The following is a 24304-nucleotide window of genomic DNA, read 5'->3' as shown; positions in this document are numbered from 1 at the left end:
AACCAGATCACGACTCAACTCTTGCGCCACTTCTTTAGCTTCTGTAGGCGATTGGGGGAGTCAGCCGTCGGTTCGCCATCAGGCTAGTCCGCTTCCGTGGCGTGCTTGCCGGGGTTGATCGGCTTGCCTCGGCTGGCTGCGCAGATCCGGGCTATTAGGTATTGTTCGGGCCGTCCAAGACCTCACCGCAGACAACTCTGCCTTGGTCGAGGTGACCGTTCTGGCCCAGATGCCGGTCGGCACTCAGGATGGCGCGCCCTTTCAACAGCACAAGGAAAAATGCAGAGACAATTCAACGCTATGTGAGAGAGTGATGCCATTACTCATTAGGGGCAATCGTGCGAAAAACACCGGTGTTCTTGTGGGTCTTCCTGCTGCTGTCTGTCCTCTGGTACTTCGCTGTCGGAACAATCGACTCAGTTCTCATGTCCCACAGATATTCCACGTTTTCGAACTTCTGCTACAGGAAGTTATTGCCGGCCGGGCTCATCCACGGCCCCGAGGGCTCGCCGTCGTTCCCTGGGGGCGCCTATAGCTTCGCCCCGTTGGGAGTCGAATGTGCCTTCGGAATGCGAGACGGGTCGGTGGTCAAGTCATTCCAGGTCCGGTATTTCCCGCTGGCTGCTGCTGCAATCCCTTTGCTGACCTCGCTGTCGTTCTTCGTTTTCATCCTGCTTCGTCGCCACTCATGGAGCGCCAGAAAATGATAAGTCTTAGCGCGTTCATTGGTATCGCCATCCTGACGATATTCGCGGGCCAGGCGGCCGCCGAGGCCACCGTTCATCAAGAGTCAGTCAAGAAAGAAATCGAAGCCATCGGGGCCACTGGCTCATCCCCGGCAGCCGTCGCCAAACTGATCGTCGACAGCAAGCTCAAGGACTTCGCACTCTCGAACTTCCCGAAGTGCATTGAAACAGGAACACTTGAAGCTCCAAATCAGACACGAATATCCGGTATCTGATCGAGCGACGGAGATTCCCCCGCGGATCCGGAAAGTCGCCATTTGGAGCTGCGATTTGACCGCCAATCCCGAACTGACGGTCACAGGGGACCACTCAAGTTAGCTCCGGGTGATGCCGCACCCGAGACCAGAAACTACCCAGCCGCCAGGAATGGTCCGGCTTACACCGGCAATCCAGTCACCACTGCGCGCCGTCCGTTCATCGATTGCTTTCCATCCATCGGTTGGAGCGCCGGAAGGCGCGTTTACCGACTTAGCCCACGTCACCGCGGCCGCTTCAGGGGTTGGCTCTCCGGGAACACTCGTGTCAACGTCAGCAACATAGGCGCCGTGACAAGGCGCGGCACTACCGCTTGGCACGGCGCCGGTGGAGGCCGGTTGCGCCGCACACGACGACAAAGTGAACAGGATGAGGGCCATTACTCCGGCTCTCCCGACGTTTTTCCTCATGGCCGCATCGTACGGCTGGAGGTCAGTCATGCCAACGGGCAGACGTATACCTTCCGTGGCGGGCAGATGCACCCAATACGATCGTTTTGATAGAGCCGCTAGTCGAACAAAATGTGGAGCACCACCATGAGGGCGCCGGCACCGAAGAGTAGCGAGCAGAACAGGATGCCTATGCCCTCCATGCCCTGGGCTTGCTCAGCCTTGTCCCTGACGGCAAGTACTTTGAACTTTTCCGTGATCAGGTACACCTGATACGCGGCTATGCGCCTACGGAAGACGAACCACGCCGACGCCACAAGCATGAACACGATGCCTTCCACGATTGCCTTGCCTCCACAATCCGCCGCTAGGGTGCCCTTGCCCCGAGCCTACTGGGCGGGGATCCAGTCCTCGGGTCCTTCACCTGACATTCTGTCCGGTTGCCCCCGTCCTCTCATGCCCCCCTCACAAAGGGGAGGGGGAGGGACCCGCGACAGCCCCGCCGCTGTCCCCGGTAGTGATAGCGCCTCCGACGTCGTACGGGATAGAAGCTGACAGGCCCGTCTGAGGTGGGTTTGGGCCAAAGTGGGACTGAGAGAGGGGGCGGTTGGTACCTCCCACCTCTACACGCTCAGGGAATCCTGTTTTCGGCCACGCTAGGGGATAGCTTGCGGCCCAAGTGGCGGCTGTAGCTCCGCCACGGCACCGGCTCGTCGGTGGGGAAGGTGGCGACTACGGGAATGCACTTCGCGCAGGGAGGATTAAAAAATCAACGGCGTCAGTGCAGTGCGGGCACGCCCGGACACCGGCTGAATCGTCTCCTGGTCAGCGGTGTGCCTTCCGCAACGCGAGCCCGTGACAAGCGGCTTGTTTCGCCGTAGCTTTGCAGCAACTGACGGTTGGGGATATCAGTGGACCTTCTTGGCACCATCATGGCCCCGTTCAAATGGCTGGTCTCAGCCATGATGGCGGGTTTCCATGACGGACTCAGCGCCATCGGCATGCCGGCGGCCAGCGGCTGGACCTGGACGCTGTCCATCATCGGGCTCGTGCTGGTGATCCGCGCCGCCCTGATCCCGGTGTTCCTCAAACAGGTCAACGTCCAGCAGCGCATGAGGCGGCTGCAGCCGGACCTGAAGAAGCTCCAGGACAAATACAAGGGCAAGACCGATCCGGTCTCCCGCCAGGCCATGGCGCAGGAACAGATGGCCCTCTACAAGGCGCACGGCACCAACCCGTTCTCCGCCTGCCTGCCCCTGCTGATCCAGATGCCCTTCTTCTTCGCGCTGTTCCAGATGCTGTCCGGCATCAGCCGGCCAGGGAGAAGCCGTCGGGGCCATGAGCCCCGAACAGGTCGCGCAGTTCGACGAGTCCACGATTTTCGGCGCCCCGCTCTCGGCCTCGCTGCTGCACGGCGGCGGCGGCAGTCAGCTCTCGGTGTGGATCCTCTCCATTGCGATGATCCTGGCCATGACGGCCTCGCAGCTCATCACGCAGCGGCAGATCATGGCCAGGAGCCTGTCCGGCGAGGCCGTGGCGACACCGCTCATGGGCCCGCAAAAGGTGCTGCTGTACAGCCTGCCGGTCGTCTTCGGTGTGGGCGGGATCGTGTTCCCCATCGGCGTCCTGATCTACTGGACCACCACCAACCTGTGGACCATGGGGCAGCAGTTCGCTGTCCGGTGGGACAGAATGGGACCATGACGCGCATCGCAATCATCGGCGGCCACGGCAAAGTGGCTTTGGAACTGTCCAGGATCCTCGCGGCGGAAGGGCACGGGGTCACCTCCTTTATCCGCAACCCGGACCATGCGGCCGACGTCGCGGCCACCGGCGCCACGCCGGCGCTGCTGGATGTGGAGAACGCGACGACGGCGCAGATCGCCGGAGCCCTCCACGGACACGACGCCCTGGTGTGGTCGGCCGGAGCCGGCGGCGGCAGCCCCGAACGGACCTACGCCGTGGACCGCGACGCCGCGATCCGTTCCATGGACGCAGCGGCGGAAGCGGGCGTCAGCAGGTACGTCATGGTGTCCTATTTCGGGGCCGGGCCGGACCACGGAGTCCCCGCGGACAACGGCTTCTTCGCCTACGCCGAAGCCAAGGCCGCGGCGGATGAGTACCTGCGCGGTTCAGGCCTTGACTGGACCGTCCTGGGCCCCGGAACGCTGACCGCGGGACCCGGCAACGGGATGATCGACGTCGCCCCCGCCGACACGTCCGACGGCACCGAAACCGCCCGGGCCAACGTCGCCCTGGTGGCGGCGGCGGTCCTCGGGCTGCCGGCCACGATCGGGCGTACCATCGAGTTCCGGGACGGCACGCTCCCGCTCGCGGCAGCGCTGGAACCGTTGGGCTAGCCCAGGACCCTTCCCGATAGGGTGGTGGGGGCGGTCCGCGCATCCACCCGGGATGGCCCGGCCGCCTCCGGGGGAAGCGGGCACATGGATCAGTTGGCACTCATCGTTGGACTTCTGCTGGCTACGGTGGGCGCTGTCGGTCTCGGAGAGAAGCTGAGGCTGCCCTACCCGGTGCTGATGCTGATCCTGGCCGTTGCCCTGACGTTCATCCCCGGCTTCCCGGAGATCCAGATCCCGCCCGAGCTGATCCTGCCCATTTTCCTGCCCCCGCTGCTCTTCGCGACAGCGCAGCGCAGTTCGTGGGCTGTTTTCCGGGTCCGCTGGCGCACGTTGCTGATGCTTGCCGTCGCGCTCGTGGTGGTCTCGACGGCGGTGGTCGCGGGCGCGGCCTGGCTCATGATCCCGGGCATCGGCATACCGGCCGCGATCGCCCTGGGCGCCATGGTGGCCCCGCCCGATCCCGTGGCCGTGGACTCCATCGCCAGCCGGGTCCACATGCCGCGGCGGCTCATCAACGTGCTCCAGAGCGAGGGCCTGTTCAACGACGCCGCCGCCATCGTCATCTTCCAGGCGGCTGTGGCCGCCGCCGTCGCCGGCACCAAGATTGCCTCCGACGTCGTCCTCCAGTTTGTCCTGGGAGCTGCGATCGCGGTGGTTGTGGGGATCGGCATGGGCTGGCTCACGAGCCTGATCACCCGCCTGGTGACCTCCATGGTGGCCCGGAGCGCCGTCACCCTGGTGGTGCCGTTTGCCGCCTACATCCTGGCCGAGGAGGTGCACGCCTCCGGGGTGATCGCCGTCGTCGTCACCGCGCTGGAAATGCAGCGGCACTCCCGGCCCGGGGACGCCGCGGAGAGGGTCACCCGCACCGCGTTCTGGGACGTCGTGGAACTGCTGGTCACCGGCCTGGCGTTCGGGCTGGTGGGGCTGGAAGTACGGCAGGTCATCCACGACGAAGGCAGCGGCGTTTTCGGCATGGTCGGGACGGCCGCGGTGGTGTGCGTCCTGGTGTTCGCCGCACGCTTCGCCTGGCTGGCCATGATGTCCGGCCTCTCCCGGGCGAGGAAGGATGTTCTGCGCCCTACTTCGGCCAAGGACGTTCTGATACTCACGTGGTGCGGCATGCGCGGCCTGGCCACCCTGGCGCTGGCCCTGGCTCTTCCGCTGACCGTTGCGGACGGCACGCCGTTCCCGGCCCGCAGCGAGCTGCTGGTGATCGCCTGCGCCGTGCTGCTGGCCACCCTGGTGCTGCCCGGGCTGACGCTGCCGTGGCTCATGCGGGTCCTGAAGGCGTCCGAGGACGGTTCCGAAGAACGCGACGCCGCCCGCGTGTTGGCGAGCCGGGCGCAACAGGCAGCGATCGCGGCCCTGAAGGACAATGAGCTCATGAAGGAGCTGCCGGCGGATAAGGTGGCGCTCGTGAAGGAGAAAATGACCCGGCTGCACGCCGAGTTGCTGGACGGGAGCCTGCGGAATGAAAGCGCGGGGGAGCAGCGCAAGCGTGGCCGGGAACTGGCGATTGCGGTGCAGACGATCGCCCTCGATGCGGCCCGCCGGGAAGTCGTAGCGGCCCGGAACGAGCCGGGCATGGACCCGGAAGTCGCGGACCGGGTGCTGCGGCAGCTGGACCTGCGCACCATGATCATGCCGGACTAGGGCAACGGACCAGGGTCAGCCCCGCGCGGGGAGGGCCAGCTCCAAGGCATTCGCCTCAACGTAGTCCAGGGCGTGCCGGACCGCGCCCGCCGTGACGATCGCGTCGCCCAGGGGTGAGACCGTCACCCGCGGAGGAGTCGCGGTGAAGCGGGGAAGCAGCGCTGTGATGCCCGGCAGCAGCGCCCCGGCGGACTCGGCGACGGCGCCGCCAATCACCACCTGCTCGGGGTTGATCAGGCTCGCGATCGAGGCGATGACCCGGGCCATGCGCTCCGAAATCCGGTCCAGGATGGCCAGGGCCGCGGGGTCTCCCGCGGCCGCGTCCGCGAAGACGCGCGGCGCACTGGCAGGGCCGCCCGCGGAGGGTCCGCCGCCGGCCGCCGACCACTGCCGCACCAGGGCCGCGATGCCGTCGCTGGAGCCAACACCTTCCACCATGTCCAGATAGCCCATCTCGCCGGCGGCCCCGCCGCGGCCGTGGAGCAGGCGGCCGGATTCCATCACGCCGGCGCCCAGGCGTTCGCCGGCCAGGAGCACCACCAGATCATCCACACCCACGCCGGACCCGCGCCAGCGCTCACCGAGCGCAGCCAGGTTGGCGTCGTTCTCCAGGAGCACGGTCCAGCCGTGCAGCTCCTTCAGCGCGGAGCGGAGCCCGACGTCGAACAGGCTCCAAAAACGCTGCGTCACCAGAACGTTGCCGTCGCGGTCCACCGGCGCTGCGATCCCGGCGCCGACGGCCAGGACCCTGCCCGGGTCCGCTCCCGCGGCTTCCAGCGCCTCGCAGCAGGCGAGATCGACGACGCCGATCCGCTCCTGCGCGGGGATGTCCGCCGCGCGGAAGCTCCCGCTGGAACGGCCGATCACCGTGCCGCGGAGGTCGGCCACGGCGGCGGTGGTGGTCGCGGCACCAATGTCCAGGCCCAGCACGAAGCCCGCTCCCCGGTTGAAGGCAAAGCGCCGGGCCGGCCGGCCCTTCCGCGGACTTGCCGGGTCTGCGGGCTGGTCCTGCTCCACGATCCAGCCCCGGCCGATCAGGTCCTCGCAGACGGCAATCACCGAGGCCCGGGTCAGCCCGGTCAGGGCCATCAACTCGGTTCCGGTGGCAACATCGGCGCCGCGGATGTGGCGCAGCACGGCCTGGGCGTTGACGCGGCGCAGCAGCTGCGGCGTGGCGGCGGCTGCGTGCGGCATCACTTCTTGACCTCTTCTGTCCCCGGACCCATAATTGTTCAGGCAATATATTTAGCTTGTATCTAAATTACCAGAAGCCCTCCCAGACCCGAAGGAATCTCCTTTGACCAACACCGCCACGCTGGCAACCCTGTCCGGTTCCGACCTCGCCGCCGACCCCAACTGGTGGCGCCAGGCATCGGTGTACCAGATCTACCCGCGGAGCTTTTCGGACTCCAACGGTGACGGCCTGGGCGACATCAAGGGCATCACCGCCAAGGTCCCGTACCTGAAGGACCTCGGGATCGACGCCGTCTGGCTCTCCCCGTTCTACCCCTCGGCCCTCGCCGACGGAGGCTACGACGTCGACGACTACCGCGACGTGGACCCCAAGCTCGGCACCCTGGCGGACTTCGACGAGATGTCCGCCGCGCTGCACGCCGCCGGCATCAAGCTCATCGCCGACATCGTCCCCAACCACTCCTCGAACCGGCACGAGTGGTTCCAGGAGGCCCTGGCCTCCCCGCGCGGCTCCGCGGCCCGCGACCGCTACATCTTCCGCGACGGTCTCGGCGAAAACGGCGAGCTCGCGCCGTCGGACTGGGAATCCGTCTTCGGCGGCCCCGCCTGGGAGCGCATCACCGAGCCCGACGGCACGCCCGGCCAGTGGTACATGCACATCTTCGCCAGGGAACAGCCGGACCTGAACTGGGCCAACCGGGAAATCCGCGACGACTTCCTCAAGACGCTCCGCTTCTGGTCCGACCGCGGCGTGGACGGCTTCCGCGTCGACGTCGCCCACGCGCTGACCAAGGACCTCACCGAGCCGCTGATCTCCAAGGTGGAGCTCAGCGCCGCCAACACCGGAACGGACGGCTTCCCGGACGGCTCGCACCCGTTCTGGGACCGCGATGAAGTCCACGAGATCTACGCCGAATGGCGCGAGGTGTTCAACGAGTACAACCCGCCGCGCACCGCCGTGGCCGAGGCCTGGGTGCACGCCACCCGCCGCGCCCGTTACGCCAGCCCGGAGGGCCTGGGCCAGGCGTTCAACTTCGACCTCCTGCAGGCCGACTTCGACGCCGGCGAGTTCCGCGAAATCATCGCCCGGAACCTCGCCGAGGCCACCGAGTCCGGTGCCTCCTCCACCTGGGTTTTCTCCAACCACGACGTCGTCCGCCACGCCACCCGCTACGGCCTGCCCCAGGGCGGCGGCAAGCACGCCCAGGGCCAGGACGGCAAGGGCTGGCTGCTGGCCGGCGCCCCCGTCGAGGAGCTCGACGTCGAACTCGGCCTGCGCCGGGCCCGCGCCGCGACCTTGCTGATGCTGGCCCTGCCGGGTTCGGCCTACCTGTACCAGGGCGAGGAACTGGGCCTGCAGGAAGTCGCGGGGATCCCCGACGCAGAGCGCCAGGACCCCACCTTCTTCCGGAACAAGGGCGTGGAGATCGGCCGCGACGGCTGCCGCGTGCCCCTGCCCTGGGCCCCGGAGGGCACTTCGTTCGGCTTTGGCGCCGGCGGGGCACACCTCCCGCAGCCGGCATGGTTCAGCCGCTACGCGGTGGCAGCCCAGGACGGCGTGGAAGGCTCCACCCTCGAGCTCTACCGCAAGGCCCTGAAGCTGCGCCGCGAACTCCAGACCTCGGAGGAACTGCAGTGGCAGGAATCCGGCAGCGCCGACGTCCTGCGCTTCAGCCGTCCCGGCGGCTGGCAGACGGTGACCAACTTCGGCGACGCGCCGGTTGACCTGCCGGCCGGCGAGGTGCTGGTCAGCAGCGGCCCGCTGGATGGCGGGCAGCTGCCGGCCAACACCACCGTCTGGCTGCGGTGAGTCCCGCACCGCAGGCTTCGCCCGGCACGCCCGCCGGCGGCAACCTCCCCCAGGAACTCGTCTACGGCTGCATGGGCCTGGGCGGCGACTGGTCGGCCGAGCCGTACTCGTCCGCACACGTGGACGAGGCGGCCGCGGCCGTCGAGGCCGCCCTGAACGCGGGCATCACACTCTTCGACCACGCGGACATCTACACCAACGGCAAGGCCGAAGCCGTGTTCGGCGAAGTCCTGGCCCGCACCCCCGGGCTGCGGGAGAAAATCCGGCTGCAGACCAAGTGCGGCATCCGGCTCAACGAGCAGGGCCTGGAGGCCTACTACGACCTCAGCCGGGACGGCATCCTGGCGCGGGTCAACGAAAGCCTGGCCCGGCTCCGGACGGACTACGTCGACGTGCTCATGCTGCACCGCCCGGATCCCCTGATGGATCCGGCGGAGGTGGCCTCCGCCGTCGGGCAGCTCATGGCCGAAGGCAAGGTGCGGGCCGTGGGCGTGTCCAACATGTCGGGCCCGCAGATCGAGATGCTGCAGGACCGGCTCGAGGTTCCCGTGGTGGGCAACCAGCTCGAAATGAGCCTGCTGAAACGGGCATGGCTGGAAAGCACGGTGCTGGTCAACCATGCCGAGGGCACGGACTACAGCTTCCCGCACGGAACCGTGGAGCACTGCGTCCGGAACGGCATCCGGCTGCAGGCGTACGGGTCGCTGGCCCGCGGCCTCTACACCGGGGCGCCGGCGGCCGCGCGGACGCCGGCCGAGGAGGCTGCCACCTCCCTCGTGGCCGCCCTGGCCGCCGAGAAGGGAACCACGGGGGAAGCGATCGTGCTCGGCTGGCTCATGAGGCACCCTGCCGGGATTGCGCCCGTGATCGGCACCGCGAACCCGGACCGGATCCTCGCCTGCGCCGGCGCCCCCGAGGCCGCCGCGGCGATGACGCGCGCCGAGTGGTACGGGCTCTGGGTCGCGGCCCGGGGAAGCAACATCCCCTAGCCGGTCCGCCCACCCAACTGGCCGGCCGCCTGGTCGTTTTGAGCCTGGAAACGGCTTCTGCTGCCGGCCAGCTGGGCAGGGATGTGATTTTGGTCGTAATGGTCGCCGCTGAAGGCCGGATCGCTTAGCGGCAAGTGCCCCCGGGCGACTAGCGTAGATGCATGACCTCTACCACCACCGCCGAATCACTTCGGCCCCAACGCAACATCCCGGCCGACATCGCCCGCTCCTGGCTGCTGGTTAACGCGATGAAGACCGACCTCTTCGACCAGTCCGCCGTCTCCCGGGCCGATGCGATCATCCTCGACATCGAAGACGCGGTGGACCCCTCGCAGAAGGACGCCGCCCGCGCCAACGTCGTGAACTGGCTGACCGCCGGCGGCAGCGCATGGGTCCGGATCAACGACGCCACCAGCCCGTTCTGGGCCGACGACCTCGCCGGCCTGCGCGGCACCCCCGGCCTGCTGGGCATCATGCTGGCCAAAACCGAATCGGCCGACCAGGTCACGGAGAGCTTCCACCGGATGGACGGCAAGACCCCGGTGATCCCCCTGGTCGAGTCCGCCGTCGGCATCGAGGAAGCCAACAACATCGCCAAGGCCCAGGGCGCCTTCCGCCTGGCCTTCGGCTCGGGCGACTTCCGCCGCGACACCGGCATGGCGGCCACCGCGGAAGCCATGGCCTACCCCCGCGCCAAGCTCGTTGTGGCCAGCCGCGTGGGCAACCTGCCCGGCCCCATCGACGGCCCCACCGTCGGGACGAACCACCCGATTCTGCGCGAACAGACCGGCATCACGGTGATGATGGGGATGACCGGGAAGCTCTGCCTCGCCATCGACCAGACCCCGGTCATCAACGAGGTCATCAGCCCCACCCCGTCCGACGTCGCCTGGGCCACGGACTTCATGGCCGACTTCGAAGCCAGCGGCCGCGTCATCCGGGACGGCTCCGACCTGCCGCGCCTGGGCCGGGCCGAGAAGATCATGAAGCTCGCCGTGGCCTTTGGCGTGCAGCCGGCCCTGTAGCCACATCACCACCGCAGGAGACCCCGTGACCGATACCCGCTATCTGGTGCACGGGGTCTTTTGGGATGGTCCGGTGCCGGGGTCCGCCGCAGCGTCCGGCGGCAGGCCACCGGCGATGCGCCTGCAGGGCCCTGGCGGCGCCTTCACCGCACTGACGCTCGACGCCGGCACCCGCCTCGGTTTCCGGCTCGCCGCCGCGGGCAAGCACTGCCTCGGGCACCACCAGGTGCACGGACCTGCGGACCGGGACCACGTCCTGTGCCCGGACCGGGCTCCCGCCGCCAGGGGCAGCCAGTGCGAGCGGTGCTTCGTGCTGGACGACTCCCGGCTGATCCATGACTTCCACCGCGGCGGCCGGGTCCCGCCGGGCCTGCGCGCGTACCTGATGCAGCCGCACTGGCTCTACGTCGCCACCTTCGCCAACGGGGCCAGCAAGGTCGGCACCGCGTCCCACCCGCGCAAATGGAACCGGCTCGCCGAGCAGGGCGCCGTCGTCGCCCGGTACGTCGCCCGTGCCGAGGACGGCCGCGTGGTCCGCCTCCTTGAGGACATGATCACGCGCGAGGCCGGGCTGCCGCAGCAGGTCCGCGCTGCCGCCAAGGCCGCTGCGCTGCTCGCCCCGGCAGCCGCCGTCGACCTCGACGCCCTGAACGGACGGCTGGCAGGGGAGGCCCGGACCCTGCTCGCCGGTGCCGGCGGGGAGGGCTTCGCGGTGGTGGATGAACGGTGGGCCCGGCCGGAGCTCTCCGCGAAGGCCTGCGCCCCGGCTGCCCGGCACGCCTATCCGCACGACCTCGCGGCCGGAGCGCACGGGTTCCGGATCGACGCGCTGAGCGGCAGCATTGCCCTCGCGGCGCTGGATGGCAGCGGACTGGAATTCGTGGTGAACCTGGGCCAGCTCAAGGCCCGGGTGATCGAACTCGGTGACCACGGCTCGGACGTCCCGGCCGTGCAGGAAGCCTTGTTCTGACGCTGGATTTGCCCCGCGACGCGCAAATTACCGGACGCGCCCGTATTCCCGCGCCGGCAGGCAATGTGAGTGTCGCCAGGAATTTTTGCGGCTCGCGGCGTCGTCCGCCCGCCCCGGTAGACTGGCACGGTGCTGAATGAATTTTGGGCCACCGCGTCAACCACCTACAAGGTGCTCGTCTTCAGCGCCATGGGCCTGATCGCCCTCGGCATCATCCTCAGCGTGGTGGGCAACAGCACCGGCAACCAGCCCCTTGCCCTCGCCTCACTGGCAGTGATCGGACTCGGCCTGATCCTGCACATTGCCGGGCTTGTGGTCCGCGGCCAGGCGATCCGGAAAAACCTCAAGCGCTAGCGGCCGCGTTCCGCACCACATGGCTCCGGGCATGCTCCACCGCGTCCGGGAGGGATGTGAACAGGTGCTTGTGATGCCGCAGTGAGCGGATGACCCCCACATTGGTCACGAGCTCCAGATGCTGCGGCTGGACCCCCTTCAGCAGGACCGTGACCCCGCGCAGCTCCAGCGCGGAGACCACCTCAACGAGCATGTGGGCGCCCGTGGCGTCCAGCATCCGCAGCTGGGAGAGCCGGATGACGGCCACCTGGATGTCCCGGACCTGGCTGATCTCCTGCAGGACCCGCTCCGCTGCACCGAAAAACATGGCCCCGTCGAGCCGGAAGATGGCGATGTGCTCGTCGCCCGGAACCGGCGGCCCCGGGATGTCCTCGCGCCGGACCCCGCTCAGCGAAGCGAATGTCCGCAGCGTGAACACGGCGGCCGCGGCGAGTCCGATCTGGATGGCCACAATGAGGTCGAAGGCGACGGTAATGAGGGCGGTGACCACGAACACCGCGGCGTCGGCCCGGGTGGAGCGCAAAATCGCCGTGACGGTGTGCCGCGAGACCATGCGGACGGCCGTGACCATGAGGATGCCGGCCAGCGCCGCCAGCGGGATCCTGCCGACGAGCCCCGCCGCCAGGTAGATGATGGCCAGCAGCACCAGGGCGTGCACCACCGCGGAGAGCCGGGTCTTGGCCCCGGAACGGACGTTCACGGCGGTCCGGGCGATCGCGCCCGTCGCGGGCATGCCGCCGAAGAATCCGGCAGCGATCGAGGCCAGCCCCTGGCCGGTGAGCTCCCGGTCCGGGCTGTACGCGCCGGACGGACGGCCGTCGGGGCCGACCATGCCGGCGGCCACCCGGGCCGAGAGCAGGGATTCGATGGCGGCGAGCGTCGCGATGGACACGGCCGGCATCAGCAGGCCTCCCAGCGCGGCCGGATCGACAGAGGGCATCGAGGGCGCCGGCAGGGAGTGCGGAAGCGCGCCGATCCGCGGTATGTCCAGCGCCAGCATCTCCGACGCCGCGGTGGTGAGCAGCACTGCGATCAGGCTCGCGGGCAGGGCCTTGTTCAGCCTGGGCAGCAGGTACATCACGGCCGCGACGCATGCCACCACCGCGAGCGTTTCCAGCACGGTCGGCATCGTGGCCTGCGACGCGCTCTCGACGGCGGCCAGGAGGGTGTTGTGGCCCGGCGTTCCCTCGGTGCCCGTGGCCAAGGGAACCTGCTGGAGGAAAATGATGGCGGCGATGCCGAGTGTGAAACCCTCCACGACCGGCCACGGGATGAACGCGACGGCCCGGCCCAGCCCGCTGGCGCCCAGGACCACGACCAGCAGCCCGGCCAATACAGAGACCAGGGCAATGCTGCCGACGCCGTGGACGGCGACCACCGGGGCCAGGACCACCACCATGGCGCCGGTCGGGCCGGAGACCTGGACGTTGGATCCGCCCATGACGGCGGCGACAAGTCCTGCCACCACTGCGGTGATGAGTCCGGCCTCCGCCCCGACCCCGGAACTGACCCCGAAGGCCAGGGCCAGGGGGAGCGCCACAATGCCCACCGTGATGCCGGCGAACAGGTCCGTCTTCCAGGCGGACCTCAAGAGCTCGTAGTCGCGGCGGGACGGCACAAACCGGGCGAAGCGTCCCCGTGCCGTGGCAGATGTCGTCGCCGGGTCTGCTGCCTGGGCCGCGCTCACGTTGCCGTGGCGTCGAGGCGGCCGGTACTGTCGCCGTCGCCCGCGCGGTCGAGGTGGCCTGCCGGCAGCTCCTGCGCTATCCGGAGCTGTTCGCTGGAACCGGCCAGGGTGTCCAGCAGGAAGACCCGGGCAATCGCGAGCAGCTCCTTGATCTTGGGATGAGTCAGCCGGTAGGTCACGACATTCGCCGTCCGGACCGACGTCACCACACCGTGCCGGCGCAGCGTGCCCAGATGCTGGGACAGGTGCGAGGGCTCCAGCCCCGTCTCGGCGAGCAGGTAACTGACCGGCGCCGTATTGTCCGGCGCGGCCGCCAGAAGCTCGAGGATCCGGATTCGGGCCGGGTGCGCCAGGGCTTTGAACAGGTTGGCCTTGATTTCATACAGGGGGGTCTGCGCGGCGGAGATCATGGCGGGGAAACACTTTCTCGCATCCGTTCGCGGCGCGGTGCGGCGGCGCCCTCGGCGATTCGGATTGATGGATTGATGTTTTCATCATATCGCGCCGGTCAAGACCCGCCGGAGCGCCGGTCAAGACCCGCCGGAGCGCCCGTCTGTGCCCGTCCGGTTCCCGGCGCGCACCCTGTCACGAAGCCGGACGGCTCCGGGCGTGGCGATAGGCTGGAACCATGACTATCAATCCGGACCTGCAGGGGCGCAGCTACCCTGCCGCAGAGGTGTATGACGTCGGCCGCGAGAAGATCCGCGAGTTCGCGCGCGCGGTCAAGGCCACCCACCCTGCCCACTTCGATGTTGCCGCCGCCGAGGCGCTGGGTCACAGGGACCTCGTGGCGCCGCCGACCTTCGCCATTATCGTCGCGCAGCGCGCCGACGCGCAGCTGATCGAGGATCCGGAATCCGGGATCGACTTCTCCCGCGTGGTCCACGCCGACCAGCGGTTCACGCACCACCGCCCGATCGTCGCGGGGGACCGGTTGGTCGCCGAACTGCACGTCGACGGCGTCCGCGCCATGGGCGGCGGAGCCATGATCACCACCCGCTCGGAAATCTTCGCCCTGGCCCCCGGCGATGCCACCGGTGTCGCCGGCGATGCCACCGGTGTCCGGGAGCCGGTCGCTACCACCACCTCGTCCATCCTGGTCCGCGGAGAGGGACAGTAGCCATGAGCATCGACATCGCAGCACTCACGGTCGGCCAGGACATTGGCAGCCGCAGCATTACCGTCACCCGCACCGACCTCGTCAAGTACGCCGGCGCATCCGGTGACTTCAACCCGATCCACTGGAACGAGGCCTTCGCCACCGGCGTCGGCCTGCCGGGCGTGATCGCGCACGGCATGTTCACCATGGGTGCGGCCGTCCAGCTCGTGACCGACTGGGCCGGCGATCCCGCCGCCGTCGTCGACTTCCAGACCCGCTTTACCAAGCCGGTTCCCGTCGCCGACACGACGGGGACACCGGAGTCCGGCGCCGTGATCGAGATCAGCGGGGCCATCGGGGCCCTCGACGCCGACGCCGGCACCGCCCGCGTCGACCTCACGGTCGTCTCGGCCGCCCAGAAGGTCCTCGTCAAGGCCCAGGCCGTCGTCAGGGTGGCCTAGCCCATGGCGTTGCTGTGAATCTGGCTGCTGTGACCAAGGAAGTCTTCGTCCCGCCCGCCGAGATCACGCACTGGCGAAACGCCGTGGTGGTGGCCTACGCCGCGAGCGGAATCGCATTCTCCACCTGGGTGTCCCGGCTGCCGGCCATCCGCGACGGCCTGGACCTGACTCCCGGCACCATCGGACTGCTCCTGCTCTGCATGACGGCGGGATCCTTCCTGTCCGTGTCCGCCTCGGGCCTGATTGTTCTTCGCCTTGGCTCCAAGCGCACCATCCGGATCGGCAGCATCATGGTCGGATTCGGGCTGGCGCTGGCAGGCTTCGGCACCTCGGTGCTCGCCAGCCCGGTGGCGGTTGCCGCGGGTCTGGCAATCATCGGGCTGGGCACCGCCAGCTGGAACACCGCGTCCAACGTCGAAGGGGCGGCGGTGGAACGCGCCGTCCGGCGGCACATCATGCCCCGGCTGCACGGCTCCTTCAGCCTGGGCACTGTGGCGGGCGCCGGGCTGGGCGCCTGGGCTGCCGCCGCCGGGATCCCGGTCTTCCTGCACCTGGCAGTGGTGGGCCTGCTGGTGGCCGGCTCGGTGACCACCGCGGCGGCCTGGTTCCGGGCGGACATCACGCCCCTCGAGGCGGAGCAGCCCTTCAAAGCGTCCGGGACAGATACCTTCGAGGATCCTTCCACCGGGCCCATCCCGATCGTCCGGCAGACCGACGCGGTCCCGGAGCCGCCCTTGGACAACAAACGCCTCATCGCCCAGGCCTGGCGTGACAGGCGCACCCTGCTGCTGGGCGTGCTGGTCCTCGGGCTGGCCCTGGCCGAAGGAGCGGCGGGGGACTGGGTGGCGCTGGCGCTGGCCGACGGCCACGGCCAGACCGACGCCGCCGGAGCCGCCGGGTACGGGCTGTTCGTCACCTTCATGACCATCGGCCGCTTCGCCGGCACCCTGGTCCTGGACCGCTTCGGCCGGGTCCCGGTGATGCGCTGGTGCGCCGCGCTGGCGGTTCTGGGCCTCGGCCTGTTCGTCTTCGCACCGGCACCGTGGCTGGCCTACGTGGCCCTGGCCATCTGGGGACTCGGCGCGTCCCTGGGCTTCCCGGTCGGCATGTCCGCCGCGGCCGACGATCCCGTCAAGGCCGCCGCGCGGGTGTCCGTGGTGTCCACGATCGGCTACGGAGCGTTCCTGTGCGGGCCGCCGCTGCTGGGTCTGCTGGCCGAGCACGTCGGCATTCTCCACTCGCTGCTGGCCGTCATGGTGATGCTGATCGTCAGTTTCCTGCTCTCCCCGGTGACCCGCAAACTCCCCGCGCCCGCGCCCTTGCCGGGACAGAACAGCTAGCCAGGTGCGGCCGGCACCGGCTTAGGCGGGCTGATGATCCCGGCTAGGCTGGTCAGGTGACCCAGATCCAGCTCTCCGCCCTGACCACCTCCGCCGTCGGCGGCCCCGCCGGCAGCTACATCGAGGCCCGCACCGAGGCCGCGATCATCGACGCCGTGCGCACCGCGGACGCCGCCGGCCAGTCCCTGCTGATCATCGGCGGCGGCTCCAACCTGTTGGTGTCCGACGCCGGGTTCCCCGGCACGGTGCTGAAGATCGCCTCCGAGGGGTTCACCGTCGACGCCGAGGACTCCTGCGGCGGCGTGGCGGTGGTGGTCCAGGCCGGCCACAACTGGGACGCCTTCGTTGAACACGCCGTGAAGCATGCCTGGTCCGGCGTCGAAGCGCTCTCCGGAATCCCCGGTGCCACGGGCGCCACCCCCGTGCAGAACGTCGGCGCCTACGGGGCCGACGTCTCCCAGACGATCGCCGTCGTGCGCACCTGGGACCGGGAACGCAACGCGGTGAAGACCTTCACGAATTCCGAACTCAAGTTCGGCTACCGGGACTCCATCCTGAAGCAGACCACCGTCAACGGCTCACCGCGCTATGTGGTGCTCACCGTGGAATTCCAGCTCCCGCTCGGCCGGAAGAGCGCCCCGGTCCGCTACGCCGAACTCGCCCGGGTGCTCGGCGTCGAGCAGGGCCAGCGGGCCTACTCCACCGACGTCCGGCGCGAGGTGCTGCGGCTCCGGGCGTCCAAGGGCATGGTCTGGGACGCGGACGACCGTGACACCTACTCCACGGGATCCTTTTTCACGAACCCGATCGTGACCGAGGACGTCGCGGCACGGCTGCCGCAGGAGGCCCCGCGGTACCCCGCCGGTGCGGACGGGCTGACCAAGCTCTCGGCGGCGTGGCTCATCGACCAGGCCGGGTTCGCCAAGGGCTTCGGCCTGGACCCGCACAGCGTCTCGGGCGGCCGGGCCTCGCTGTCCACCAAGCACACCCTCGCCATCACTAACAGGGGAGGGGCGAGCGCGGCGGACATGCTGGCCGTCGCGCGCGAGGTCCGCCACGGCGTCGCCGAACGTTTCGGCATTGAACTGCACCCGGAGCCGCTGCTGATTGGCGTCGATCTCTAGGGAAGGTCCGGCCCCGGGAAAAGGGCCGCCGCCCGGGCAAGGCCGGGCAGCGCCGGCAGGGCGTCCCGCGCCCCGGCTACGGTTCCGTGTGGCGGGGTGCCACCTTGCTGAAAAGCATGAATGTGAAACCCGAGGCCGCGGCCCCGAGCAGGAAGACCTGGCAGAACGCCACGGACTGGACGCTGGGCCCGCTTTGCAGCACCAGTCCGGCGCACGCAAACGCCACGGCGCCGGCGAGGAACGCCAGGGAGCCGAGCAGGAAGGCCTGCACGGTGGCCGGAAATTCGCCGCCATAGTCGAGCTGGAGCTCCCGGCCCTGCGGGGCGATGCTTCCGTGCTTCATGGCCGCCTGCACCCGTGCCTGAGACCGTGCCTGAGACCGTGACTGAGACCGTGACCGTGCCCGCGGCTGCAACGCCGCGGCCGTGACGAAGCTGGCCACGGACACCGCCATGGACAAGGCGGCCACCAGCTGCAGGGTGCTCATCATGGGCGAGAGCCGGGTACCGCTGGCGATGGCGACGGCGAGCCCGGCAGCCATGCCGGCGGCGCTGGACGCCCAGCCCAGCAGGGCCAGCTTCCGGCACAGGGGCCGCAGCAGCGGCCACACCTCACTCATAGTCATGATTCAAGGGTAGGGAAGCCTGCTGGATGGCGGCTGGGAACAGCCGGGCAACAACCCGACAGGCAACACAGGCGGCTTACCATGGTTCCATGGCAGCAGTGACGGGCATCCGCCGGCTTGGCCCCGGAATCATCGGCAGGCTGCGGCTGGCCGCCCAGGGACTGCTGGGACCGGGGTTTCAGTCCGTCCCCGACGCCGTCCGCGGCATGACGGCGATGCAGGCCCAGGACCTGCAGGCCGTGCTCTGGGCCGTCGGCCAGCGCGTGCCGGGTTCCCGCGCCGAAGACGTCCGCGGGGCGCTGGACCGGGCGGAGATCGTCCGTTCCTGGCCAATGCGCGGTACTTTGCACGTGCTGGCACCCGAGGACTTGAAATGGATGCTGGCCATCACCTCCGACCGGCTGATCCAGGGCCTGGCCCGGCGCCACCGGGAGCTCGAGATCACGGCAGGGGACATCGACGCCGCCGCGGCAACTGCCCTGCAGCTGGTCTCTGGAGGAGCTGCCAGCCGGGCGGAGCTGTTCCAGGCCTTCGAACGGGCGGGTCAGTCCACGGCGGGCCAGCGCGGCATTCATCTGCTCGGGATCCTGTGCCAGCGGGGGTTGCTGGTGCAGGGGCCGCTGGCCGGCAACCAGCAGCTGGTCGTGGCCTTTGGCGACTGGATCACCGAGTCGCGGACCCTGGACCGTTCCGACGGCATCGCCGAGTGGCTGCTGCGCTACTTTCGCAGTCACGGCCCCGCCACGGAACGTGATTTTGCCTGGTGGGCCGGCATTCCGCTGACGGAAACCCGGGCGGCCCTGGCCCGGGTGTCGGACCAGCTGGCGGAGCTGGAGTTTGAGGGGACCAGCTACTGGCTCTCTGCAGAGACAGCCGCGCTGCTCGACGACGGCGTCCCCGGTCAGCGCACGGTGCTGGCGCTGCCGGGGTTCGATGAATTCCTGCTCGGCTACGCGGACCGGTCCCTCGTGCTGCCGCCGGAGCATGCCGACAAGATCGTCCCCGGCGGCAACGGCGTGTTCAAGAAGACCATTGTGGCCGGCGGCGGCGTGATCGGCACCTGGGCCGGGCCGCCGGGCCGCAGGGGAGCCGGCGTCGTGCCCGAACCCTTCGACCCTGTTAACGGGCTGCGGCCCGCCGCCCAAAAGTCTTTTGGGCTGCAGGCCGCGAAATACCGCAGATTCCTTGGCGCCTGAACAGGTGCCGGAACAGGTGCCTGAACTTCCGCCTGAAGGGGTGTCTGAACGTCCGCCTGTATGCGTGTCCCGGACGGGCTCCTAGAGGTTTCCGGTGGCGATGCGGAGCATGCGCCGCAGCGGCTCCGCGGCGCCCCACAGCAGCTGGTCGCCCACCGTGAACGCGCTGATGTACTGCGGACCCATCTCAAGCTTGCGGATCCGGCCCACCGGAATGTCCAGGGTGCCGGAGGCCGCCACGGGCGTGAGCTCGGCCATCGAGGCTTCCTTGGTGTTTGGCACCACGCGGGCCCACTGGTTGTCCGCGTCCACGAGCTTCTCGATCTCGGCGACCGGGAGGTCCTCGCGCAGCTTCAGGGTCAGGGCCTGGGAGTGGGAGCGCATCGCACCGATCCGGATGCACAGGCCGTCCATGACGACGCGGTTGGCGGCGGAGGTGCCAAGGATCTTGTTCGTCTCCACTCCGGCCTTCCATTCCTCCTTGGACTGGCCGTTGCCGAGGTCCGCGTCGATCCAGGGGATCAGGGAACCGGCCAGCGGAACGCCGAACTGTGTGGCGTCGATGCCGGCGCGCTGGTGTGCCAGGACCTTGCGGTCGATTTCGAGGATCGCCGACGCCGGGTCGTCCAGTTCGGTGCTGACCTCGGCGTTGAGGCTGCCGAACTGGTTCAGCAGTTCACGCATGTGGCGTGCCCCGCCGCCGGAGGCCGCCTGGTACGTCATGGAGGTGCCCCATTCGACCAGGTCGTTCTTGAAGAGCCCGCCCAGGCCCATCAGCATGCAGGACACGGTGCAGTTGCCGCCGACGTAGTCCTTCACCCCGCCGGAGAGGCCGGCGTCGATGACGTCCCGGTTGATGGGGTCCAGCACGATGATGGAATCCTCATTCATGCGCAGCGTGGAGGCGGCATCGATCCAGAGGCCGTCCCAGCCTCGGCTGCGGAGCTCGCCGTGGACCTGCTTGGTGTAGTCCCCGCCCTGGGCGGTGACAATAATGGGCAGCTTCGCCAGCGTCTCGAGGTCGAACGCGTCCTCAAGCTTGCCGGCGGCGCCCGCAGCGGCGCCGGCCAGGGCCGGGGCGGCACCGCCCGCGTTCGAGGTGGAGAAGAAGACCGGGTTGATGTTGGCGAAGTCGCCCTCGTCCTGCATGCGCTGCATGAGGACGGAACCGACCATGCCACGCCAACCAACCAGGCCGACGGACGGGGTAGCTGCTGTAGTCATGGGCCCAGTTTAGACTTCGCGGCCCGCCCGGCGCAGTCGGTTACGTCACGCGTTATAGTCGCCGCGGGGCTCTTCCAGCAGTGCCGCCTTGCGCCGGCGCAGCGCGAAAACCGCCCCGAACGTGAAGACCTGGGTCACCACCACCAGCACGATCGCCCCGAGGATCTTGTTGCCGCCCAGGATCATGGTCAGCCCCACGACCGCGGAGAGCAGTGCGAGCAGGGGCAGGAGCATGTACCCCAGGACAAAGAGTGTTTCTGGCTTCCTCAGCATTACTTGGCCTCCGTCCGGCGCCACAGCGTGATCCGGTAGCGGGTGCCGTTGGCGGAGGTCAGCCAGCCGTTGGCCGGGAGGCTGGCCGAGACGGTCCAGTCGTAGCCGAGTTCCGGAGCGAAGGTGTCCCCTTCGGCGCTGGTGTCGATGGTGGTGACGACGGCGACGTCGGCAAGGTCCAGAGACTGGGCAAAGATTTCGCCGCCGCCGATGATCCACACGGTCTCATGGCCGGCCACGAACTGGGATTCAAGCAAGGCGTCATCGAGCGACGCCACCGCGACGGCGCCTTCCGCGCCGGGGGTGTCCCGCCAGGCGGCCTGGCGGGTGATGACGATGTTCGTCCGGTCGGGCAGGGGGCGGTACTTGTCCGGGAATGATTCCCAGGTCTTGCGTCCCATGATGACCGGGTGGCCGGTGGTGAGGCGGCTGAAGTGCGACATGTCTTCGGGCAGGTGCCACGGCATGTCGCCGGCCTTGCCGATCACCCCGGTGCTGGTCTGGGCCCAGACGAGCCCGAGGCCAGTGGTGGACGCTCGGAGTTGCTCCGTGAAATCGCCGGGCTGCACGCCCGCGGTGTTGTCGTTGCTCATACGGCTATCGGGGCCTTAATCGTCGGGTGGTGCTGGTAGCCGACCACCTCGAAGTCCTCGAGGGTGTAGTCGAAGATGGAGTCCGGCTTGCGGGTGATGTTCAGCTGGGGGTAGTCGTAGGGCTCGCGGGCGAGCTGCTTGAGGACCTGGTCCATGTGGTTGTCGTAGATGTGGACATCCCCGCCGGTCCAGACGAATTCGCCCGGTTCCAGGCCGGTCTGCTGCGCGATCATGCGTGTCAGCAAGGCGTAGGACGCGATGTTGAAGGGCACGCCCAGGAAGGTGTCCGCCGACCGCTGGTACAGCTGGCACGAAAGCTTGCCGTCCGCCACGTAGAACTGGAAGAACGCGTGGCATGGGGGCAGGGCCATGTCCTTGAGTTCGGAGACGTTCCAGGCCGAGACGATGTGCCGGCGCGAATCCGGGTTGGACTTCAGGTTCTTGATGAGTTCGGCGATCTGGTCGATGTGGCCGCCGTCGGGCGTGGGCCAGGAACGCCACTGGACCCCGTAAACGGGACCGAGTTCGCCGTCGGCGTCGGCCCATTCGTCCCAGATGGTGACGCCCTGGTCCTGCATCCATTTGACGTTCGTGTCGCCGCGGAGGAACCAGAGCAGCTCCACCGCCACGGACTTGAAATGCACCCGCTTGGTGGTGATCAGCGGGAAGCTCTTGCTCAGGTCGAAGCGGAGCTGGCGGCCAAAAACACTCAGGGTGCCGGTGCCGGTGCGGTCCGATTTGTGCGTGCCGTGCTCGAGGACGTCGCGCAGGAGGTCTTCATAGGGCGTAGGGATGCTCACCGTTCCAGTCTACTGAGAACTCGCCGGCTCTCCTTATTTGTGTGACCCGCCCTGCCTCGCCCGCAGGATCGCCAGCAGTGCCGCGTCGTCGAGCCCGGCTGTGCGGCCTTCCGTAATGCAGCGGTCGACGGCGGCGATCACCTCCACCGGGACCGTGCCCGGGGGAGGTGCGGGCGGGGGCAGGATCGGCTGGCTGCCGGCGACCACCGTGCCGTTGCGCCGCCGGGTTTCGACCAGTCCGGCCAGTTCGAGTTCCTTGTAGGCCCGCGCGACTGTCCCGGCAGCGAGGCCCAAGTCCGACGCGAGGCTGCGGACGGTTGGCAGCCGGGTTCCCGCTGCAAGCGTCCCGAGGCTGATGAGGGAGGCGATCTGCGTCCGGATCTGCTCGAAGGGGGGAACCGGCGAACGCAGGTTGATGGCGATGCCCGCCGTCACGCGGCGACTTCCTTCCGCGGCAGGGGAGCCGGGGTCTTCCGGGCCAGGCCGCCCACGGGGACGACGGCGATGAGCACGGCACTGGCGGCCAGGACAGCGCCGGCCAGGGTCGCGGGCCACCACGATCCGGCGGCCGGATCGACGGCGTCGCCGAACGCGTCCGACCCGAACACCGCCGCCCAGGCGTTGGTCTGGGTCAGCAGCAGGACACCGGCCTGGGCCGTGAGGGTTGCGGCGACGGTCCGCACGATGCGGTGGACAGTGATGGCGCGCAGCGCGGCGTCCAGACCGCGCGGGGCGTCGCGGATGCCCTGGCGGGACCGGGCCCGGAGGAACGCCGGCAGGGCGGCAACGCAGGTCCCGGCCGTGAGTAGCGCAACCGGAACCCAGCCGGAATCTTCGGCCAGCAGGGCCCGCCCCGCGGTGGTGACGGCGAGGGCTGCCAGGAAGACCAGCAGCGCCAGGACCGCCGTGGTCAGCAGGGCGGCGTTGACCGGCTGCCGGGGCCAGGTGCGCGGCGCCTCGGGCGATCCGTAGTTGCGCTGCAGGACCAGCTCGCCTCCGGCGATGACCAGTAGGACGCAGATGCCCATCAGGGCCACGAGTCCCGCAAGTCCGTAGCCGGCGGCCGCCATGATCACGGGGGCGAGGAAGGCTCCGGCGACCAGCGGCACGGCGGCCGCGAGGCCCAGGAGCGCTCCAAGTGAGGAGACCAGCCTGGCGGCCGGGTGCTGGCGGCCGGTGGCGATCCCTGATTCCGGCCGGTTCCGGACGCCCAGCCCGGCGGAAGCAAGCCGAGGCGGCCGCCACCACCACATCACGAGCAGGACCACGGTCGCCGCGAGGCCGGCGAAGTTCGTCCACGATCCCGTTTGCTGGGCCGGATCGGGACGGGCCGCGAAGTTCCCCGCGATGACTGCCAAGCCGGCAGCCACTGTGGACACTGTGCGCAGCAGCCGGTTCATCGCGATGGTCCGCAGTACAGCGTTGTCCGCCGCGTCAAGGGACTCCAGCTGTCGGCGGCGGCCGATCAGCCACAAAACCAGCCACGTGCCGACGGCCAGCACCAGCAGGGCGCCGCCGAGCCAGGCGGCCACCTCCGGTCCGGGGATACGGCCGTCGCCGCCGCTGTTGTAGTAGCCGTACGCGCCGTCGCTGACCGTAGTGGGAGCCACGGCCGCGAACCCGGGCAGCGTGGCAGTCCGGGCGATGGCCGCGGCAGCCGAGACGAAGATCGCAGCCGTGGTCAATGCCAGCCTGCGGGGCAGGAAGTCTTTGATGCGCCGCACGGACAGCACGGCCTGCCGCCGCATTCGCCGCGGACCCGGGTAGCTGACCTGTCCCAGGGCATGCACGCCCAGGCAGCCCAGGACGGGCCATGCCAGCGCCGGGATGATCGAGTCGGCGCCCACCACGGCGGACGCTGACGGATTGGCCGGGATGATGCCCAGGGTCATGGCGCCCTGGAGTGAGCTCGCGAGCCAGCCGATCACACCTACCCACAGCCCGTGCTCCGACACTGTCTGCGGCGACGTTCCGGTCCCGGGAGCCCAGATCACCCACCGCAGAACGGCATACACCAGCAGGGCGGCGATCGCCGGGCCGAGCAACAGCATCGGCGGCACGTTCAACAGGACCGGCACGGAATCCCCCAAGATTCAGCAGTAATGTATCAAGCTATTGATACAAACTAGGCTTG

At 68.8% G+C, this 24304-nt stretch carries 24 protein-coding genes and 1 pseudogene; 14 read left to right on the top strand and 11 right to left on the bottom strand.

Annotated elements, in window-relative coordinates:
- Window positions 1-688: 688 nt before the first annotated feature.
- Window positions 689-961 carry a hypothetical protein gene (locus ARTB_RS14005; RefSeq protein ID WP_243181120.1) on the top strand — a complete coding sequence of 91 codons (273 nt, stop codon included), beginning with the start codon at window positions 689-691 and terminating at the stop codon, window positions 959-961.
- Window positions 962-1509: 548 nt separating this feature from the next.
- Here the strand turns inward: ARTB_RS14005 and ARTB_RS14000 are convergent.
- The gene (locus tag ARTB_RS14000) at window positions 1510-1731 is read right to left on the bottom strand and encodes a hypothetical protein (protein ID WP_243181119.1); all 222 of its coding nucleotides are present in this window, start codon (window positions 1729-1731) and stop codon (window positions 1510-1512) included.
- 570 nt (window positions 1732-2301) lie between these two features.
- On the opposite strand from ARTB_RS14000, the pseudogene yidC reads away from it, so the two are divergent.
- The 3 genes and pseudogenes from yidC to ARTB_RS13985 form a co-directional block, all read left to right on the top strand.
- Window positions 2302-3070, top strand: a pseudogene (yidC, locus tag ARTB_RS13995) (membrane protein insertase YidC); the annotation flags it as partial.
- A 20-nt stretch (window positions 3071-3090) separates the two neighbouring features.
- Complete coding sequence (locus ARTB_RS13990; protein WP_028276505.1) at window positions 3091-3750, top strand: NAD(P)H-binding protein; 660 nt, start codon at window positions 3091-3093, stop codon at window positions 3748-3750.
- 84 nt (window positions 3751-3834) lie between these two features.
- Window positions 3835-5406: a Na+/H+ antiporter gene (locus tag ARTB_RS13985; RefSeq protein WP_028276506.1), complete on the top strand. Its 1572-nt coding sequence runs from the start codon at window positions 3835-3837 to the stop codon at window positions 5404-5406.
- Window positions 5407-5421: 15 nt separating this feature from the next.
- Here ARTB_RS13985 and ARTB_RS13980 read toward each other — a convergent pair whose 3' ends face one another.
- Complete coding sequence (locus tag ARTB_RS13980; protein WP_243181118.1) at window positions 5422-6600, bottom strand: ROK family transcriptional regulator; 1179 nt, start codon at window positions 6598-6600, stop codon at window positions 5422-5424.
- Window positions 6601-6703: 103 nt separating this feature from the next.
- Between ARTB_RS13980 and ARTB_RS13975 the strand changes: the two genes are divergently transcribed.
- From ARTB_RS13975 to ARTB_RS13955, 5 genes are all read left to right on the top strand, one after another.
- Window positions 6704-8410, top strand: coding sequence for a glycoside hydrolase family 13 protein (locus ARTB_RS13975; RefSeq protein WP_243181117.1), 1707 nt, complete (start codon window positions 6704-6706; stop codon window positions 8408-8410).
- Window positions 8407-9399, top strand: coding sequence for an aldo/keto reductase (locus ARTB_RS13970; protein ID WP_308197244.1), 993 nt, complete (start codon window positions 8407-8409; stop codon window positions 9397-9399). Before ARTB_RS13975 ends, ARTB_RS13970 begins: the two co-directional genes overlap by 4 nt.
- Before the next feature lie 161 nt (window positions 9400-9560).
- Window positions 9561-10424 carry an HpcH/HpaI aldolase/citrate lyase family protein gene (locus ARTB_RS13965; protein WP_028276509.1) on the top strand — a complete coding sequence of 288 codons (864 nt, stop codon included), beginning with the start codon at window positions 9561-9563 and terminating at the stop codon, window positions 10422-10424.
- Between the two features lie 25 nt (window positions 10425-10449).
- Entirely contained in the window at window positions 10450-11394 is a 945-nt protein-coding gene (locus ARTB_RS13960) for a DUF2797 domain-containing protein (RefSeq protein ID WP_243181116.1), read from the top strand.
- A 129-nt stretch (window positions 11395-11523) separates the two neighbouring features.
- Window positions 11524-11748, top strand: a complete 225-nt coding sequence (locus ARTB_RS13955; RefSeq protein WP_028276510.1) for a DUF3188 domain-containing protein — start codon at window positions 11524-11526, stop codon at window positions 11746-11748.
- On the opposite strand, the gene ARTB_RS13950 is transcribed toward ARTB_RS13955, so the two are convergent.
- Entirely contained in the window at window positions 11738-13435 is a 1698-nt protein-coding gene (locus ARTB_RS13950; RefSeq protein WP_243181115.1) for a SulP family inorganic anion transporter, read from the bottom strand. The two genes, ARTB_RS13955 and ARTB_RS13950, sit on opposite strands and share 11 nt — an antisense overlap.
- Window positions 13432-13845: an ArsR/SmtB family transcription factor gene (locus ARTB_RS13945; protein WP_243181114.1), complete on the bottom strand. Its 414-nt coding sequence runs from the start codon at window positions 13843-13845 to the stop codon at window positions 13432-13434. The genes ARTB_RS13950 and ARTB_RS13945 overlap by 4 nt, the downstream gene beginning before the upstream one ends.
- A gap of 218 nt (window positions 13846-14063) precedes the next feature.
- Between ARTB_RS13945 and ARTB_RS13940 the strand changes: the two genes are divergently transcribed.
- The 4 genes from ARTB_RS13940 to ARTB_RS13925 are packed head-to-tail and all read left to right on the top strand — an operon-like array spanning window position 14064 to window position 17459.
- Window positions 14064-14555: an FAS1-like dehydratase domain-containing protein gene (locus tag ARTB_RS13940; RefSeq protein ID WP_243181113.1), complete on the top strand. Its 492-nt coding sequence runs from the start codon at window positions 14064-14066 to the stop codon at window positions 14553-14555.
- Between the two features lie 2 nt (window positions 14556-14557).
- On the top strand, window positions 14558-14995 hold the full coding sequence (locus tag ARTB_RS13935; RefSeq protein ID WP_243181112.1) for a MaoC family dehydratase: 438 nt from the start codon (window positions 14558-14560) through the stop codon (window positions 14993-14995).
- 14 nt (window positions 14996-15009) lie between these two features.
- On the top strand, window positions 15010-16335 hold the full coding sequence (locus tag ARTB_RS13930) for an MFS transporter (RefSeq protein ID WP_243181111.1): 1326 nt from the start codon (window positions 15010-15012) through the stop codon (window positions 16333-16335).
- 56 nt (window positions 16336-16391) lie between these two features.
- Window positions 16392-17459: a UDP-N-acetylmuramate dehydrogenase gene (locus ARTB_RS13925; protein WP_243181110.1), complete on the top strand. Its 1068-nt coding sequence runs from the start codon at window positions 16392-16394 to the stop codon at window positions 17457-17459.
- 76 nt (window positions 17460-17535) lie between these two features.
- On the opposite strand, the gene ARTB_RS13920 is transcribed toward ARTB_RS13925, so the two are convergent.
- Window positions 17536-18084, bottom strand: a complete 549-nt coding sequence (locus ARTB_RS13920; protein WP_243181109.1) for a hypothetical protein — start codon at window positions 18082-18084, stop codon at window positions 17536-17538.
- An 89-nt stretch (window positions 18085-18173) separates the two neighbouring features.
- Here ARTB_RS13920 and ARTB_RS13915 point away from each other — a divergent pair, with 89 nt between their 5' ends.
- Window positions 18174-19280 carry a winged helix DNA-binding domain-containing protein gene (locus tag ARTB_RS13915; protein ID WP_243181108.1) on the top strand — a complete coding sequence of 369 codons (1107 nt, stop codon included), beginning with the start codon at window positions 18174-18176 and terminating at the stop codon, window positions 19278-19280.
- Between the two features lie 81 nt (window positions 19281-19361).
- Here ARTB_RS13915 and asd read toward each other — a convergent pair whose 3' ends face one another.
- The 6 genes from asd to ARTB_RS13885 are packed head-to-tail and all read right to left on the bottom strand — an operon-like array spanning window position 19362 to window position 24248.
- Window positions 19362-20504, bottom strand: coding sequence for an aspartate-semialdehyde dehydrogenase (gene asd / locus ARTB_RS13910; protein ID WP_043435910.1), 1143 nt, complete (start codon window positions 20502-20504; stop codon window positions 19362-19364).
- A gap of 45 nt (window positions 20505-20549) precedes the next feature.
- Window positions 20550-20777 carry an NF038396 family protein gene (locus ARTB_RS13905; RefSeq protein ID WP_028276519.1) on the bottom strand — a complete coding sequence of 76 codons (228 nt, stop codon included), beginning with the start codon at window positions 20775-20777 and terminating at the stop codon, window positions 20550-20552.
- Window positions 20777-21370: a dihydrofolate reductase gene (locus ARTB_RS13900; protein ID WP_243181107.1), complete on the bottom strand. Its 594-nt coding sequence runs from the start codon at window positions 21368-21370 to the stop codon at window positions 20777-20779. The genes ARTB_RS13905 and ARTB_RS13900 overlap by 1 nt, the downstream gene beginning before the upstream one ends.
- Window positions 21367-22170 (bottom strand): thymidylate synthase, encoded by an 804-nt coding sequence (locus ARTB_RS13895; RefSeq protein ID WP_243181106.1) that lies wholly within the window; start codon window positions 22168-22170, stop codon window positions 21367-21369. The genes ARTB_RS13900 and ARTB_RS13895 overlap by 4 nt, the downstream gene beginning before the upstream one ends.
- A 33-nt stretch (window positions 22171-22203) precedes the next feature.
- Window positions 22204-22605 carry a GntR family transcriptional regulator gene (locus tag ARTB_RS13890; protein ID WP_243181105.1) on the bottom strand — a complete coding sequence of 134 codons (402 nt, stop codon included), beginning with the start codon at window positions 22603-22605 and terminating at the stop codon, window positions 22204-22206.
- Window positions 22602-24248, bottom strand: coding sequence for a hypothetical protein (locus tag ARTB_RS13885; RefSeq protein ID WP_243181104.1), 1647 nt, complete (start codon window positions 24246-24248; stop codon window positions 22602-22604). The genes ARTB_RS13890 and ARTB_RS13885 overlap by 4 nt, the downstream gene beginning before the upstream one ends.
- Between the last annotated feature and the right edge of the window lie 56 nt (window positions 24249-24304).

Origin of the sequence: Arthrobacter humicola, assembly GCF_022803015.1 — a bacterium.
GTDB classification, from domain to species: Bacteria; Actinomycetota; Actinomycetes; order Actinomycetales; family Micrococcaceae; genus Arthrobacter; species Arthrobacter humicola_A.
The sequence above is the reverse complement of the archived record's forward strand: the minus strand, read 5'-3'. Positions and strand labels throughout refer to the sequence as shown.

Coding starts and splice junctions, on each gene's coding strand:
- ARTB_RS14005 (WP_243181120.1), top strand. CDS start 689: ATGGAGCGCCAGAAAATGATAAGTCTTAGCGCGTTCATTGGTATCGCC.
- ARTB_RS13990 (WP_028276505.1), top strand. CDS start 3,091: ATGACGCGCATCGCAATCATCGGCGGCCACGGCAAAGTGGCTTTGGAA.
- ARTB_RS13985 (WP_028276506.1), top strand. CDS start 3,835: ATGGATCAGTTGGCACTCATCGTTGGACTTCTGCTGGCTACGGTGGGC.
- ARTB_RS13980 (WP_243181118.1), bottom strand. CDS start 6,600: ATGCCGCACGCAGCCGCCGCCACGCCGCAGCTGCTGCGCCGCGTCAAC.
- ARTB_RS13965 (WP_028276509.1), top strand. CDS start 9,561: ATGACCTCTACCACCACCGCCGAATCACTTCGGCCCCAACGCAACATC.
- ARTB_RS13945 (WP_243181114.1), bottom strand. CDS start 13,845: ATGATCTCCGCCGCGCAGACCCCCCTGTATGAAATCAAGGCCAACCTG.
- ARTB_RS13940 (WP_243181113.1), top strand. CDS start 14,064: ATGACTATCAATCCGGACCTGCAGGGGCGCAGCTACCCTGCCGCAGAG.
- ARTB_RS13935 (WP_243181112.1), top strand. CDS start 14,558: ATGAGCATCGACATCGCAGCACTCACGGTCGGCCAGGACATTGGCAGC.
- ARTB_RS13920 (WP_243181109.1), bottom strand. CDS start 18,084: ATGACTATGAGTGAGGTGTGGCCGCTGCTGCGGCCCCTGTGCCGGAAG.
- ARTB_RS13915 (WP_243181108.1), top strand. CDS start 18,174: ATGGCAGCAGTGACGGGCATCCGCCGGCTTGGCCCCGGAATCATCGGC.
- asd (WP_043435910.1), bottom strand. CDS start 20,504: ATGACTACAGCAGCTACCCCGTCCGTCGGCCTGGTTGGTTGGCGTGGC.
- ARTB_RS13905 (WP_028276519.1), bottom strand. CDS start 20,777: ATGCTGAGGAAGCCAGAAACACTCTTTGTCCTGGGGTACATGCTCCTG.
- ARTB_RS13900 (WP_243181107.1), bottom strand. CDS start 21,370: ATGAGCAACGACAACACCGCGGGCGTGCAGCCCGGCGATTTCACGGAG.